The organism is Halobacillus litoralis, from assembly GCF_020524085.2.
Lineage (GTDB): Bacteria > Bacillota > Bacilli > Bacillales > Halobacillaceae > Halobacillus > Halobacillus litoralis_E.
In genome coordinates, this window is record NZ_CP129016.1 from 47,982 (window position 1) to 62,334 (window position 14,353).

Here is a 14,353-nt window from a genome sequence, read left to right on the forward strand (position 1 = left end):
CTTCCCTGCACCTTTTCAAACCTTAGATGACCCTCTCTCTTGAGGCCATACACAAAAGAACATCTTTCATTACGAAAGATGTTCTTTTGCCAGTTGAATTTGTTTCTGGACTTGATCGAACCCTGTTCCACCCTCACTGTTCCGTGCAGCTACGACTTGATTGGGGTTCAACTTTTCATATATATCCGCTTCAAAGAGTGGAGAAAAGCCCTGGTATTCTTCCAAGGTCAAATCCAACAAGTATTTTTCCTGTTGAATCGAGTAAAGCACAATTTTCCCAATCACTTCATGGGCTTCTCTGAAAGGCATCCCTTTGACTGCCAGATAATCCGCTATATCTGTGGCATTCGAATAGTCTTCATTTACAGCACTCTTCATTTGATCCCCTTTCACTTGCATTGATGCAAGCATAGGTGCCAACAGCGATAAAGCCCCTTCAAGCGTCTCAACCGTATCGAACATCCCCTCTTTGTCTTCCTGCATATCTTTGTTGTAAGCGAGGGGCAGTCCTTTCAGCAACGTCAGCAATCCCATCAAATGACCGTAAATTCTTCCTGTCTTTCCACGAAGGAGTTCAGGTACATCAGGGTTTTTCTTCTGAGGCATGATGCTCGAACCTGTGCAAAAGGCATCATCCAATTCAACGAATTGGAACTCCTGACTTCCCCACAAAATCAGCTCTTCAGACAAACGTGAAATGTGTGTAATCATAATAGAAGAAACAGATAAAAACTCAAGAATAAAATCACGATCACTGACGGCATCCAGTGAGTTTGGATAAGGTTGATCGAACCCTAAAGCATCGGATGTCATTTGTCTGTCAATCGGATAGGGCGTCCCCGCAAGAGCCGCAGACCCAAGTGGAGACCAGTTGATTCGCTTCAAGCTGTCCTGCAGGCGTTCCTTATCTCTCTCAAACATCCAAAAATAAGCCATTAAGTGGTGACCAAAAGAGATGGGCTGGGCACGCTGCAAGTGGGTGTAACCTGGAAGAATGGTTTCCACATGCTGTTCCGCCTGCTCGACGAGGGAGGATTGAACGGCTTCTACTAACTCCATCAAGCCTTTCGTTTTTTCACGTAAATAAAGGTGCATATCGGTGGCCACTTGATCGTTCCTGCTTCTCCCGGTATGCAGCTTCCCTCCAACCGGTCCGATTTCATCAATTAACAGTTTTTCTATATTCATATGAATATCTTCGTGCTCCACAGAAAAAGTGACGTCTCCTTTCTTCACTTTCTCTTTGATCGTGAGAAGCCCTTCTTTGATTTGCATCACTTCATTTGATTGGATAATGTCACAGGCACCAAGCATTTCCACATGGGCGATACTACCTTCGATATCTTGTAGTGCCAGTTTTTGATCAAAAGTGATGGAAGAGGTGTACTCTTCCACCAATTTATTTGTAGGTTTGGTAAAACGACCGCCCCACAATTTAGTCATGCTGGCTCACCACCGCTTGGTCGAGTAACTTCGCTCCTTTATGAACGTCCGCATGGACTTTTGTCGGCAATCCCCACAACTTAATGAATCCGACAGCTGCATTATGATCGAATGCATCTTCCTTGGAATAAGTGGAAAGTTCTTCGTTATATAGACTGACCGGTGATTTCTTACCAATCACTGTATGATGTCCCTTGAACAACTTCACTTTAACCGTTCCTGTGACCACTTGCTGTGTAGAATCAATGAATGCGGATAAAGCCGGTTGTAGTGGTGAATACCATAGACCGTCGTATATGATTTTGGAAAGTTGCTGATCAACATTGGCTTTGTATTGAGAGACTTCTCTTGTTTGGGTCAAAAATTCCAATTCTTTATGGGCATTGATCAAAATCATAGCTGCAGGGTTTTCATACACTTCTCTCGATTTAATACCTACAAGGCGATTTTCTGTATGATCAATTCTTCCAACCCCGTGCTTACCTCCAAGTTCGTTCAAGTACTCAATGAAAGGAACAAGCTCCATTTTTTCTCCGTTCAATGCGACAGGCTTTCCTTCTATGAAATCAATTTCAATGGTCTCTGGTTGATCAGGCGTCTTTTCAATCGGATTGGTCCAGGCATACGCCGCTTCCGGAGCTTCTTTCCAAGGATCCTCAAGTACACCAGCTTCACAAGCACGCCCCCAAATGTTTGCATCGATGGAGAATGGATTTTCAAGATTGACTGGAATCGGAATTCCTTTTTCTTCTGCGTAAATGATTTGCTCATCACGTGTCATTCCCCATTCACGAACTGGAGCGATGACTTCAAGGTCAGGATTCAAGGCTTGTATAGAAACTTCAAAGCGAACTTGGTCGTTTCCCTTTCCTGTACAGCCGTGAGCGACAGCAACTGCTCCCTCCTGTTCTGCAACTTCAACAAGCAGTTTCGAGATGAGCGGACGTGAAAGAGCAGAAGATAATGGATACTTTCCTTCATAAAGAGCATTTGCTTTAAGAGCCGGCATCAAATATTCTTCAGCTAAAATTTCTTTAGCATTTACCATAATTGCCTTGATTGCTCCTACATCCAGTGCCTTTTTACGAATGGTTTCCAAGTCTTTTCCTTCACCGACGTCCAATCCTAAAGCAATGACATCATACCCATACTTTTCTTGGATCCACTTAATAGAAATCGATGTGTCCAATCCACCAGAATAAGCTAATACTACTTTTGGTTTTGTCATATGAATAACCTCCTCAATTATTGTCCATAAAAAAATCCGTCTCCTACCGGGTAAGAGACGGATTTTGAATCATCCGCGGTGCCACTCTCATTGTCTGTATGTCAGACCAACTCGAAGCTGATAACGGGAGCTCCCGGTTCTGGCTACTTGTTTCACCAAACATCTCAGAAGTGCGTTTCCGTATCAATCCGTCACCAGGCTTCCACCTCCCCCCGGCTCGCTGTCGACCATATTCATACGTACTCTCTTCGTCCACGAATGTATTTTTATAATGAATTGTTTATAATTATACAAAATCATATGCAGAAGTCAACACAATAAACACATTCTTCGTAAAAGTTTTTTAGATTCCCATTTTCATAACCCCTTCTTCAACTATTGCTCCCGTTTGTTGAAGACTCAGTTTCGAGACTTCGTTGAGTGGATGGGGACTGCGGGGAATAGCTCGCTTTCCGCGGGAGCGCGGTGAGCCTCCTCGGACTGCGTCCTGTGGGGTCTCACCCTGCACTTTTTTCCCGCAGGAGTCTCGCCATTCCCCTCCGTCCCTTTACTATATAAGTGTCTCGAAACCACTTACTTAATAATCAGCTATTCAGTTTGATGGGAGTATAAGAATAATACTCCCACGCTGAGGTACTGGGACCTGAAAGCTTGATACAGAGCGTTTTATGCTTACAACAATTGGGATAGCGGGAAACCTTCCAACTTGGTACAGGGGATCGTTATCCCCTTCATCGAATGGGGTGGTTGGGAAGCTGCGAGACTCCCGTGGGAGAAAGGAGATCGGCGCGATCCCGCAGGGCGTTAGCCCGAGGAAGCTCGGCACTCCCCCACAGGAAAGCGAGTAGCTTCCCAGCCACCCCTGACTCACAACAAGGCAAACGAACCCAAGAACATCTCGAAACTGAGTCTTCCACAATCCTGCAAAATTGTTTAATAAAGCTGATGGGGGTAAAATTGTATAGACGAGGGTTTCCAGGGGCATATTCTCGTGTTAAGATGAGTAGGGTAAATTAAATAAAGTCTGCTTCAGGGCAGGAGAGGTTCTAGCGACACCCTCTATAAAAAACTAAGGATGGAACTGTACCTTGCCTTAGGTGCGGTTTTTTTAATGGTTTTGGGTGTGTAGAATTCTCTTTTTCGATGATGAAAGGAGAATTTTTTTATGGAAAAAAATAATAAAGCTGTGGTTGTATTCAGCGGCGGCCAGGACAGTACGACTTGTTTGTTCTGGGCATTGAAAAAGTTCGAATCTGTTGAAGTCGTTACGTTTGATTACAACCAACGTCATAAAGAAGAAATCGAAGTGGCGAAAGAAATTGCTGAAGATCAGAAGGTGCGTCATCATATCCTTGATATGTCTTTACTCAACCAACTCGCCCCTAATGCTTTAACTAGAGATGATATTGAAGTGAAAGATGGCGAAGATGGTGAACTTCCTTCTACCTTTGTCCCGGGAAGGAATCTATTATTCTTGTCTTTTGCCACTATTCTCGCTCGTCAAATCGGCGCGAAACATATTGTTACAGGCGTTTGCGAAACAGACTTCAGTGGATATCCAGACTGTCGTGATGTTTTTGTTAAATCCTTGAATGTCACACTGAATTTATCGATGGATGATGAATTTGTCATTCACACTCCACTCATGTGGCTCGACAAAGCAGAAACATGGGAAATGGCTGATGATTTGGATGCCTTTGAATACGTGCGTGAGAAGACGTTGACTTGCTACAACGGGATACGCGGTGATGGCTGCGGGGAATGTCCCGCTTGTGAACTTCGAAGCAATGGCCTTCATACTTATGTCGCTAAAAAAGAGGTGAACGAATAATGTTTGGGTTTACCATTGTAGAAAACTTGCAGAAAATCGATCAGGACATCAAGCGTCAAGAGTTAAAGTACCACCAAAAGCGTGTACTCGTCAGTAAAGAATTCACCTTTGATGCGGCCCACCACTTGCATTGTTATGAAGGAAAATGTAAAAACCTTCATGGACATACGTATAAAGTGATTTTTGGTCTCAGCGGATTTGTCGATGATATTGGACTTGTCATCGACTTCGGTGATATCAAGAAAATCTGGAAAGAACAGATCGAAGTCCATCTCGATCACAGGTATTTGAACGATACACTGCCAAAGATGAATACCACAGCTGAGAATATGGTGGTTTGGATTTATGAAAAAATGGAAGAAGCTTTGAAAGACGATCCGAATCACTGTCGAGTTGAATTCGTAAAACTTTACGAAACACCGACAAGTTTCGCGGAAGCAAGACGGGAGTGGATGACGAATGAATAAATTCCCTGTTCTCGAAATCTTTGGCCCTACCATTCAAGGTGAAGGAATGGTTGTCGGGAGAAAAACGATGTTTGTCCGTACGGCCGGATGTGATTACAGTTGTGCTTGGTGCGATTCCGCTTTTACATGGGATGGAAGCGCTAAGCATGACATTGAGAGGTTGACTTCTGAAGAAATTTTAGACCGCCTTTTGGACATTGGTGGAGAACATTTCGACCATGTCACGATATCAGGTGGTAACCCTGCTCTTTTAAAAAATCTGCATGAGCTTATCGTTCCTCTCCATGAAAGAGGCATCGAGGTAGCACTTGAAACGCAGGGAAGCCGTTGGCAGGATTGGTTCACTCAAATTGATGATCTGACCATCTCTCCTAAACCACCCAGTTCCGGAATGAAGACGGATTGGAACATTCTCGATGATATCTTAAACCGCCTGGAAGTCGCTGACCGATTTCAGAACACGAGTTTAAAAGTGGTTATTTTTAATGAAGACGACTTGACCTATGCCGAAAAAGTCCATGAGCGTTATCCTAATGTACCCTTCTTTTTACAAGTCGGAAATGATGATTTGGAAGAAAATGAAGCAGGAACGTTAGCCAGTCACCTCCTCGACCAGTACGAATGGCTCATCGACCAAGTTGTTGCCTCATCCAAGCTGAATAAAGTTCGCGTCCTCCCACAAGTTCATGCACTTGTCTGGGGTAATAAGCGAGGAGTATAAAAGAAAAAGCCTGACAGCATTTCACATGCTATCAGGCTTTTTTTCATCCACGTTTCTTACTGTCATAATGCCCCTTCACTACTACAGCCGCATGGACCGCTCCTGGAACATAAAAAATCAGAGTTAAAATTAAATTCAATAGTGCCTTTAATGGTTTTCCTGTAAACAAAACAGCTAAAGGTGGCAAAAATATGACTAAAATATACAACATGACTCAATCACCCTTTCTCTTGCTTCCTTTCAGTTTTCCCTTTTGTATGAGTTTGAACACTTCCTGTTTGTCTCCTTCGCTGATTCCAAATCGTGATTTCCAGTGCCGCTATACAGACGAGTAGCCATGCGAGACCGAATAACATGCCTCCAACGACATCTGTGAAAAAGTGAACACCAAGATAAATCCGAGAAAGGCCGACAAGTGCAATTAATATGCCCAGTGCTATATTTATGGTCCATTTCCAAGGTTTCTTCAACGGGCTGATGACGATTAAGTAAATGAGAAACCCGTAAAAAACCACAGATCCTGTCGTATGTCCACTCGGAAAGCTGAAACCAGTTCCATCATACTCCGCCAGTACTTCTGGACGTTGGCGCTCAAAGGTTACTTTCAGCAATTTAGTCAAAGAACTAATACCAATCATTACGATGGCAAAATAAATCCCTACCCAGCGGCTGAAGGGAGAAAAAAACAGTAGAAAGACAAACAGTGCTACAGATGCTATCGATATGAATAAAACAGAACCCAGTTCCGTTGTCCATCCCCAAAACGCGTCCATCCACGTTGTAGTGATCGACCTCACTACGTCTGTTGCTGCCTGGTCTACAACGAATTTTTCCTGTTCAAGAACTTCTGCCGCAAGTTCAGTAAAGAAATAAACGGCTCCGCCTACCAGTGCGAAGCCTGCCAAAATAATAATAATAGAGGCTTTCGAAAGGTCTGAAAGCTTCGTTCCTGAAAACAACATCACCATTCCTCCTGACTACCAATCACTCTTAATTCAACCCTTCCCCTATTTGCTATGGGTTAACCTTGAAATACTAGCTTCAATACTCTATGATCACAAAATCAAGCGTCTCTTAGGGATAAAAGTTAGGATCGATCATCTTGCTCCTATAAGTATTCCCATTCATGTAACCACTTTTTTTAGCAGTTTTCATATATCTTCTTCCATTCATCGCCATTTCATCCTTTTTATAGATGGATCTCAAAAAAAGAAACTCGGATGCTATCCTCCGCATCCGAGTTTCTTTTTTTATTATGCTGTTTTTTCTTTATTTATTAATGCTTTTCGTTTTTTCCGTTCATCCACCTTAGTCAGAATGGATACCACTAGGGCGATAACGAATAAACCAGAAAAGAAAATGAGGCTGTTCTCATAGCTTCCTGTCGTATCTTTCATCCAAGCCGCAAAGATGGGGCCGGCAAGGCCGGCAGCCGCCCATGCTGTTAAAATATATCCATGAATGGCACCAAGTTCTTTTGTACCAAATAAGTCTCCGATAAAAGCAGGGATTGTAGCAAAGCCGCCACCATAACAAGTGTAAATAACAGAAAATGCAACAACGAAAATCCAAGTCGCCGTTGTCCAAGGTAGAACGAGGAATAATCCGATTTGAAGCACAAAAAAAGTAATATACGTATTTGCACGACCTATATAATCGGATGCACTTGCCCAACCGATTCTTCCGAGTCCATTAAAAATGCCCATCACACCCACGAGAGTGGCTGCAGTTGCTGTCGATACCCCGACACTTTCCTCCAACAACGGTTTTGCGGCAGAAATAACAGCTATTCCACACGTGACATTAATGAATAACATCGTCCAAAGGTAATAAAAACGCTTTGTCTTTAACGCTTCCTTTGCACGCAAGTTTGCTAAATCTTGATTCTCCGTATCCGTTTCTTTATCAGGATCATACCCTTTAGGTGTCCAACCTTCAGGAGGACGGGACATGTAAAGGGAGGACCCAATCATAACGACAAAATAACTGATCCCTAAAATATAAAAGGTGGCTGCAATTCCAACTGAATTGATGAGAAAATCCATCAGTGGACTTGCTATAGCGGCTGCAAAACCAAACCCCATAATTGCCATCCCTGTTGCCAGACCTCTACGGTCAGGGAACCATTTCACTAATGTGGAAACAGGTGCTATATAACCTACACCTAAACCTATCCCTCCAAGAACCCCGTAAAATATGTACAGCATCCATAAAGACCCTGCGCTAACAGCGATTCCTGATCCAGCCACACCAATTCCGAAAAAGATGGCAGCTGTAATCCCGGCAACCCTCGGCCCATATTTTTCCACGAACCACCCTAAGAAGGCTGCAGATAATCCTAAGAATAAAATTGCGATACTGAAGGTCAATTGTACCTGACTTGCTGACCAGCCAAATTCTTGACTAAGTGGGCCTGTAAAGTTACTCCAGGCATAAACAGAACCGATTGAAATATGAATCCCTACCGCTCCTAAAGCGATTAACCACCTGTTCTTCACTTTTCGTTCTGACATTTTTTCACCTCTTCACCTTTAATTACCATTCTTTTTCCTTTAATCTTAATTTCTAAACAAAATTCCATTTATTATGACACATTCTGTCCATATTCTTTCTCCCTTGAAAGATTTCCTGGACAATAAAAAAACACCCCCCTATTCTGGAAGTGTCTATATTTTTCTAGAAAGCTCTCTTTCTAAATCCAGCGTTGTTTTTTCCGATAGGATTTTACGTCTCTGTAATTTTTACGCCCTTCCTCATTCATACCTAAATAGTGTTCTTGTACTTCATGGTTAGAAAGAAGTTCTGTTACAGGTGCTTCCAAAACTGAACGTCCGTCCTCAATAATATATCCATAATCAGCGATCGAGAGCGCTACATTGGCATTTTGCTCAACGACAAGAACGGACATCCCTTCCTCTTCATTGATCTGTTTAATGTTTTGAAAGATTTCCTTGACGAGAAGCGGTGCAATTCCAAGAGATGGCTCATCCAACAACAATAACTTGGGTTTCGCCATTATTCCTCTGCCAATAGCGAGCATTTGTTGTTCCCCTCCTGAGAGCAACCCTGCATGACGGGAACGTAACGTTTTCAGCTTTGGAAAATAATGATAGACACGCTCCATATCTTTCTTTATATTCCTTCGATCTTTCCTTGTGTGTGCGCCTGCTGTTAAGTTTTCTTCGACCGTGAGATGCGTAAATACTCTCCGTCCCTCCATACTTTGAAAAATGCCTTTTTGAACAATTTTATCGGGACTCATTGAGGTGATGTCTTCCTCTTGATACGTAATTTTTCCTTTCGTCACTTGACCGTTATCTCCCCCAAGCAAACCCGAGATCGCTTTCAGTGTCGTAGATTTTCCCGCCCCATTACTTCCTAACAGAGCAACAATGTCTCCATCTGGCACCTCGATCGACATCCCTTTTAAGACTAGAATCATCTTCGAATACACGACTTCAATATTATCGACTCTTAACATGCTGATTCACCTTCCTTTTGAAAAATGGGGCCTCTTTACGAGACCCCATCCTCTTTTAATCTTCATAACTGAAATAATCCGTGATGACTTCAAATTTCCCATCCTTAACCTCTGCTAGACGAACTTTGTTCGTTCCCGCATGGTTGTCTGCTGAGAAAGTGACAGGGGCGGCCAGACCACCAAGATCCATGTCTTTAATTTGTTCGATTCCTTTTCGGATGCCCTCTCCGTTCAACTCTTCGGCATTCCCTATACCCTCGGCCATAATCTTAGCTGTTACCCACCCTTGAACGAATTTTTGACTGACATCTTCAAGACTTTCTCCTTTAGACTCCAGGTACTCTTCCATTTCAGCCAGTCCTTCCAAATCTTCATATGGAAAAGCGTGGGTGACAACGCCTAACATTCCTTCTGCCGCGTCCCCGGCAATTTCTACCACTCCTTCTCCAGTCGCCCAGTTCAAACCGATGAATTGTGTATCAATGCCAAGCGTCTGAGCTTCACGTAAAATCGTGGCTGTCGCTCCCCACGTTTGCTGAATAATTGCATAATCTGGAGCTGCTCCCTGCATATTCAACATTTGTGACTGCGCTTCTGTCGCCGTCACAGGAATGACTTGTTCATCCACCACTTCGACGCCAACTTCGGCCGCGTAGGCTTTAATGTCTTCAATTGGGGAACGTCCGAACGCTGTATCATTATAAAGAAGTGCAAGCGTCGGATTTTCTCCTTCGTGATTCTCCTTGATCCATTTCACAACAGCTCGCCCCTGGTCAGAGTATGTAGCTGCCGTTAAAAAGTTATATGGACTTTCCTCTAAATTTTTCAGGTTCTCTGAGTAGGAAGCAGAGAAATATGGAAGTTGATCATTGGCTACTTGCTGGCGGAGAGCTTCTGTATCCGCCGTACCCCATCCAAGGATAGCCGATACGTTGTCTTTATCACGTAACTCTTGATACAATCGCTGACCTTTTGCCATGTCATAGGCGTAATCGTCACCAATCAGTTCAACTTGCGTACCATCAATTCCACCTTGACTATTCAAATATTCATAGTAAGCTTTTTCACCTTCAGAATATGGAGTCCCGACATCACCCGTCCCACCTGTAATGTCAAAGAGCGCACCAATTTTTACAGTATCACCATCAGCAGCTTCTGCATCTCCACCAGCCGCTCCTTCTTCTCCACTACAAGCAGCCATTACCCCCATCAACAGCATGAAGCACAACAAAAGCATCGTCGATTTTGCGTACGTTTTAATCAAATCCTCGACTCCCTTTCTATTTGTTTTATAGTTTAGAGCAAAGAGTATAAAACCCTTCCCTCCACTTACTAATAAGAAAATGGCCAAACTTTGAAATAATGTTTGATATTACTCCAAATATGCGCAAGTCCATCAGGTTCAAAGATGAGAAACAGGATGATCACTGCACCAAAGGCAAGTTCATGGAAGGCTGCTAACGTGTTTTGCATATCCGGCATATAGACAGCAATATAATCCATGACAAAACCGAGCCCCACAGGCAAAAGCGTAATGAATATGGCTCCAAGGATGGATCCAAGAATACTCCCGAGGCCACCGACTAAAATCATAGCCAAGTATTGAATCGATACCGTTATGCTGTAAAGTTCCGGACTTACAATCATCGTATAATGAGCGAGCAACGCACCGGCAATCCCGACAAAAAAGGAGCTGATGGCGAAGGAAAGCACCTTGTATGTGAACAAGTTGATCCCCATAATTTCCGCTGCTACGTCACGATCTCGTACAGCTAAAAAGGCTCTGCCTGTACGGCTGCGGAATAAGTTCAGAGCATAAACGATCGTAAAAAGCAGAATGATGAGGCATAAATAGTAGTAGCTGCTTGCAGACATAAATGAAAACGATCCGATGGAGGGACGTTGAAGGACCATCCCAGAGGTCCCACCTGTTAAACCTGTCCACCGGCTAATGATAAACAAAATGATGAACTGTGCCGCTAACGTCGCAATCGCCAGATAAAGCCCTTTCAACCTTAGGGACGGAATCCCGAACAGGGCACCCACTGAAGCTGTAATAAGACCTGCGACAGGCAAAGCCACCCAAAAGCTTAATCCCAACGTGCTTGTTAGAATAGCAGATGTATAACCACCTACACCTAAAAAGGCACCAACCCCGATGGATATTTGTCCAGTGAAGCCTGTCAATATGTTCAATCCAATGGCTCCTATGGAAGCAATTGCACATAAAGTTGCAAGACCGATCACGTAATTATCAGCCAGCAAAGGGAACAGGAAGGCTAAGATGGCAAGTCCAAGCATTCTGATTTTCACCCGTTTGATTGAAAAAATAGCCATATCTTTTTCGTACTTGGTTTTGTAATTGCCACATTCCATGACAAATGGATTTTTCACATCCTCACACCCTTTCCATTCCACCTCTTCCAAAGAGGCCATAAGGCTTGATCATTAATATTAAGATAACGACAATGAACGGGAACACTTCCTTCAATCCTCCTCCTACAAGGGGATCGATGTATCCACCTGCCATACTTTGCAATATGCCGATAATAAACCCACCAACAATGGCTCCAGGGATACTATCCAGCCCTCCCAGTATCACCACGGGGAGAACCGTAAGTCCGATCACGCTCATCGTTGCATTCACTCCGTTAATATTCCCAAGCAGTACTCCTCCAACAGCTGCGACGATACAAGCAATCGCCCAAGTGATAGCAAATACTCGTTTCACATTGATTCCCATACTAGCGGCTGCCTGAAGGTCATCGGCTACAGCACGCATCGCCACTCCCATTTTTGAAAATTTAAAGAAGATGGTAAAAGCAAGCAGCAGAGCCATAACAATAATGAACGACCATAAATAGACGGGCGTAATAAGGACTTCACCAAAAGTCACAGGGGTGTTCGGAAAGAGGTTTGGATACACGCGCGTCTGGTGTCCCCATACCATATGGACCAACCCTGCGAGCAAGTTACCGAGACCAATTGTCGCCATAATGACAGAAATGGTCGGCGCATTCAGTAACGGTCTTAGTACGACTCTCTCTACCAATAATCCAAGTACACCACATACGCCCAGGGTAACCGCAAGGGCCACTAGAAAAGGCAGCTTCAAGGCAGTGACGAGTGTCAAACAAATATACGAACCGATAAGTACGAATTCTCCATTTGCCAGATTCAGAGCATCGCTAGCTTTATAGATCAGGACGAACCCTAATGCTACGAGCGCATAAATACTTCCTACTACAATTCCACTGACCAGCATTTGCATAAAGAAAGTCAACTCAAGCCACCCCCTGTGATCGATCTAATAAGATGACGGGCACGATTTCCCCCTCGTTCGTTTCTTCAGATTTTAGACTTGAAAGGGTATCAAACTGTCCGTCATCGTTATATAACGCAGCTAAATAACGTTTATAATTTTTTTCCACATTTCTTCTTACCGTTTTCTGTGTAGACGTCATCTCACCTTCACTCAGGCGTAACTCTTCAGGAAGGATGACGAACCGTTTGATGCGACTTTCTTCCGGTAAGGATGACATCATTTCCACAACTTCATCCTTAATGAGGTCAATGACCTCTGGATGCATCGTCAAATCCCGATAGCTTGTATAGGAGATTTGATTTTTCTCTGCCCAACGCCCTACGCTTGCCCGATGAATGGTGAGCATGGCCGTCAGATAAGAGCGACCTTCACCAAACACTACAGCTTCTTGTAAATAATGACTCTTACGAAGCTCAGTTTCTATCTCACTGGAGGATTGTCCATCCGTCGAATCCAGAGCCAATCGCTCTTCCATTCTTCCTCGAATTTCCATTTCCCCAGCATCAAGGATTTGGCCGTAATCCCCTGTAGAAAATTCCGTAACCGGATGGCCTCCTAAATAACCAGCAAAAACCTGAAGACCTTCGACTTGCACCTCTCCCCTGGAAGCTATATTCATAGATAGGCCCGGCAATGGTTTCCCCGCACCTGCTGGCGTCCATTCATGATCCCTCTGAATAGAAGCATACCCTGTGGTTTCAACCATTCCATACGTTTGTTTCACGTTTACTCCTAATCCTTGGAGAAACTCAAAAGCACCCCTATTTAATCTGCCGCCTGTCACATAAGCTCTTTTTAAACGCGAAAGTCCCAAATGGTCGCGTATAGCACTGTACATGAAAAAGTCATTCAAAGAGTAACTCATCTTCGATAAAAAAGAGACCGAACGGTTGCTCAATTTTGCTCGTGCGTGTTTTTCTATATCAGATTCAGTAAGTTCATATATTTTTTTTCTTCAGGCGTGTGGAATCATTTATTCGAATTTGGAAGCGGGTCAACATGTTCTCATATGTTCGTGGAGGTGCTTGAATTAAGTGAGGTCCAATTTCTCTTAGATCATTTAAAATGGTGGAAGGTTCTTCAGGAAAATTAATGGTCATTCCTCTCGTCAGGGAGAGTCCGACCGCCATCACTTGTTCACAAATCCAAGCGAGAGACAGGAAGGATAAGTAGTCGTCATCGGCTTTTACAGCATCTACCTCATGAATAGATAAAGCCGTTTGAATCAGGTTGGTATGTGTGAAGGTCGCAGCTTTTGGAAGACTTGTCACTCCGGAAGTAAACCCAATGAAAGCAATATCCATCGACTTCACTTTTTTTTATTTGATGCTCAAAAATAGAAGGATCTTCACTGGCACGTGTTCTACCAACGTCTTGTACACTTTTCAAATCCATAAGTTTGTCATGCGAATAGGACCGGAGACCTTTGTCATTATAGAAAAGGATAGCCTCAATGGTTGGAAAAGAATCGATGATTTCAAGAAGCTTGTCCACCTGTTCCTGATCCTCAACTACTAAAATTCTAGGTTCACATTCGTGTAAGTAATGGGCCAGCGCGTTAGACGAAGCATCCTGATATATCCCCACAGGGATGGCCCCAATCGACTGTGCTGCCAGTTCAGTAACAATCCAGTTTGGTCGATTGTCTCCAATAATTCCGATGCGGTCGCCTGCTTGAATCGAAAGCTCTTCTTGAAATCCAAGAGCAAGTGATTCTACCTCTCTGCAATATTTACGCCAGGTCCATTCTTTCCAAATGCCCAAATTCTTCTGACGGAAGGCCACTTTCCTCCCTTCTTTCTCCGCTTTATCAAATAAAAGCTGAGGCAGCGTTCGGTGAGTCATTTCACAATTCCC

The 14,353-nt window shown here is 43.6% G+C and carries 15 protein-coding genes, 1 riboswitch and 1 other annotated feature; of the genes, 3 read left to right on the top strand and 12 right to left on the bottom strand.

Annotated elements, in window-relative coordinates; genetic code table 11:
• Positions 1–69: 69 nt before the first annotated feature.
• Positions 70–1,443, bottom strand: coding sequence for an argininosuccinate lyase (gene argH, locus LC065_RS00335; RefSeq protein WP_226587655.1), 1,374 nt, complete (start codon positions 1,441–1,443; stop codon positions 70–72).
• A complete protein-coding gene (locus LC065_RS00340; RefSeq protein WP_226587657.1) occupies positions 1,436–2,671 on the bottom strand; it encodes an argininosuccinate synthase in 1,236 nt (411 codons plus the stop codon). Before LC065_RS00340 ends, argH begins: the two co-directional genes overlap by 8 nt.
• Before the next feature lie 50 nt (positions 2,672–2,721).
• Positions 2,722–2,935 (bottom strand) — a binding site (T-box leader).
• Positions 2,936–3,705: 770 nt separating this feature from the next.
• Positions 3,706–3,750, top strand: a riboswitch (PreQ1 riboswitch).
• An 86-nt stretch (positions 3,751–3,836) separates the two neighbouring features.
• Between LC065_RS00340 and queC the strand changes: the two genes are divergently transcribed.
• From queC to queE, 3 genes are read left to right on the top strand one after another with little or no spacing between them, the layout of a single operon-like run.
• On the top strand, positions 3,837–4,502 hold the full coding sequence (gene queC, locus LC065_RS00345; protein ID WP_226587659.1) for a 7-cyano-7-deazaguanine synthase QueC: 666 nt from the start codon (positions 3,837–3,839) through the stop codon (positions 4,500–4,502).
• Positions 4,502–4,969, top strand: a complete 468-nt coding sequence (gene queD / locus LC065_RS00350) for a 6-carboxytetrahydropterin synthase QueD (RefSeq protein ID WP_226587661.1) — start codon at positions 4,502–4,504, stop codon at positions 4,967–4,969. Before queC ends, queD begins: the two co-directional genes overlap by 1 nt.
• Positions 4,962–5,690, top strand: a complete 729-nt coding sequence (queE, locus tag LC065_RS00355) for a 7-carboxy-7-deazaguanine synthase QueE (RefSeq protein WP_226587663.1) — start codon at positions 4,962–4,964, stop codon at positions 5,688–5,690. Before queD ends, queE begins: the two co-directional genes overlap by 8 nt.
• Before the next feature lie 43 nt (positions 5,691–5,733).
• Here the strand turns inward: queE and LC065_RS00360 are convergent, their stop codons facing one another.
• From LC065_RS00360 to LC065_RS00400, 10 genes are all read right to left on the bottom strand, one after another.
• A complete protein-coding gene (locus LC065_RS00360) occupies positions 5,734–5,901 on the bottom strand; it encodes a YqaE/Pmp3 family membrane protein (RefSeq protein ID WP_146818851.1) in 168 nt (55 codons plus the stop codon).
• Between the two features lie 7 nt (positions 5,902–5,908).
• On the bottom strand, positions 5,909–6,652 hold the full coding sequence (locus tag LC065_RS00365) for a phosphatase PAP2 family protein (RefSeq protein WP_226587665.1): 744 nt from the start codon (positions 6,650–6,652) through the stop codon (positions 5,909–5,911).
• Positions 6,653–6,943: 291 nt separating this feature from the next.
• Complete coding sequence (locus tag LC065_RS00370) at positions 6,944–8,203, bottom strand: L-lactate MFS transporter (RefSeq protein ID WP_264187637.1); 1,260 nt, start codon at positions 8,201–8,203, stop codon at positions 6,944–6,946.
• Between the two features lie 179 nt (positions 8,204–8,382).
• A complete protein-coding gene (locus LC065_RS00375; RefSeq protein ID WP_306163670.1) occupies positions 8,383–9,171 on the bottom strand; it encodes an ABC transporter ATP-binding protein in 789 nt (262 codons plus the stop codon).
• A 55-nt stretch (positions 9,172–9,226) separates the two neighbouring features.
• Positions 9,227–10,408 (bottom strand): ABC transporter substrate-binding protein, encoded by a 1,182-nt coding sequence (locus tag LC065_RS00380; protein WP_226591572.1) that lies wholly within the window; start codon positions 10,406–10,408, stop codon positions 9,227–9,229.
• Between the two features lie 95 nt (positions 10,409–10,503).
• The gene (locus LC065_RS00385; RefSeq protein ID WP_306163671.1) at positions 10,504–11,565 is read right to left on the bottom strand and encodes a branched-chain amino acid ABC transporter permease; all 1,062 of its coding nucleotides are present in this window, start codon (positions 11,563–11,565) and stop codon (positions 10,504–10,506) included.
• A 4-nt stretch (positions 11,566–11,569) separates the two neighbouring features.
• Complete coding sequence (locus LC065_RS00390; protein WP_226587671.1) at positions 11,570–12,454, bottom strand: branched-chain amino acid ABC transporter permease; 885 nt, start codon at positions 12,452–12,454, stop codon at positions 11,570–11,572.
• A 1-nt stretch (position 12,455) separates the two neighbouring features.
• On the bottom strand, positions 12,456–13,361 hold the full coding sequence (locus LC065_RS00395) for an AMP-binding protein (protein WP_371933432.1): 906 nt from the start codon (positions 13,359–13,361) through the stop codon (positions 12,456–12,458).
• A 73-nt stretch (positions 13,362–13,434) separates the two neighbouring features.
• Complete coding sequence (locus LC065_RS20300) at positions 13,435–13,800, bottom strand: AMP-binding protein (RefSeq protein ID WP_371933379.1); 366 nt, start codon at positions 13,798–13,800, stop codon at positions 13,435–13,437.
• Positions 13,697–14,341: an AMP-binding protein gene (locus LC065_RS00400; protein ID WP_306163672.1), complete on the bottom strand. Its 645-nt coding sequence runs from the start codon at positions 14,339–14,341 to the stop codon at positions 13,697–13,699. The genes LC065_RS20300 and LC065_RS00400 overlap by 104 nt, the downstream gene beginning before the upstream one ends.
• Positions 14,342–14,353: the final 12 nt, after the last annotated feature.

What these genes read in the sequence shown, in the direction of transcription:
- argH (WP_226587655.1), bottom strand. Translation starts at nt 1,443, where the DNA reads ATGACTAAATTGTGGGGCGGTCGTTTTACCAAACCTACAAATAAATTG.
- LC065_RS00340 (WP_226587657.1), bottom strand. Translation starts at nt 2,671, where the DNA reads ATGACAAAACCAAAAGTAGTATTAGCTTATTCTGGTGGATTGGACACA.
- queC (WP_226587659.1), top strand. Translation starts at nt 3,837, where the DNA reads ATGGAAAAAAATAATAAAGCTGTGGTTGTATTCAGCGGCGGCCAGGAC.
- queD (WP_226587661.1), top strand. Translation starts at nt 4,502, where the DNA reads ATGTTTGGGTTTACCATTGTAGAAAACTTGCAGAAAATCGATCAGGAC.
- queE (WP_226587663.1), top strand. Translation starts at nt 4,962, where the DNA reads ATGAATAAATTCCCTGTTCTCGAAATCTTTGGCCCTACCATTCAAGGT.
- LC065_RS00360 (WP_146818851.1), bottom strand. Translation starts at nt 5,901, where the DNA reads ATGTTGTATATTTTAGTCATATTTTTGCCACCTTTAGCTGTTTTGTTT.
- LC065_RS00365 (WP_226587665.1), bottom strand. Translation starts at nt 6,652, where the DNA reads ATGTTGTTTTCAGGAACGAAGCTTTCAGACCTTTCGAAAGCCTCTATT.
- LC065_RS00370 (WP_264187637.1), bottom strand. Translation starts at nt 8,203, where the DNA reads ATGTCAGAACGAAAAGTGAAGAACAGGTGGTTAATCGCTTTAGGAGCG.
- LC065_RS00375 (WP_306163670.1), bottom strand. Translation starts at nt 9,171, where the DNA reads ATGTTAAGAGTCGATAATATTGAAGTCGTGTATTCGAAGATGATTCTA.
- LC065_RS00380 (WP_226591572.1), bottom strand. Translation starts at nt 10,408, where the DNA reads ATGCTTTTGTTGTGCTTCATGCTGTTGATGGGGGTAATGGCTGCTTGT.
- LC065_RS00395 (WP_371933432.1), bottom strand. Translation starts at nt 13,361, where the DNA reads ATGAGTTACTCTTTGAATGACTTTTTCATGTACAGTGCTATACGCGAC.
- LC065_RS20300 (WP_371933379.1), bottom strand. Translation starts at nt 13,800, where the DNA reads ATGGATATTGCTTTCATTGGGTTTACTTCCGGAGTGACAAGTCTTCCA.
- LC065_RS00400 (WP_306163672.1), bottom strand. Translation starts at nt 14,341, where the DNA reads ATGACTCACCGAACGCTGCCTCAGCTTTTATTTGATAAAGCGGAGAAA.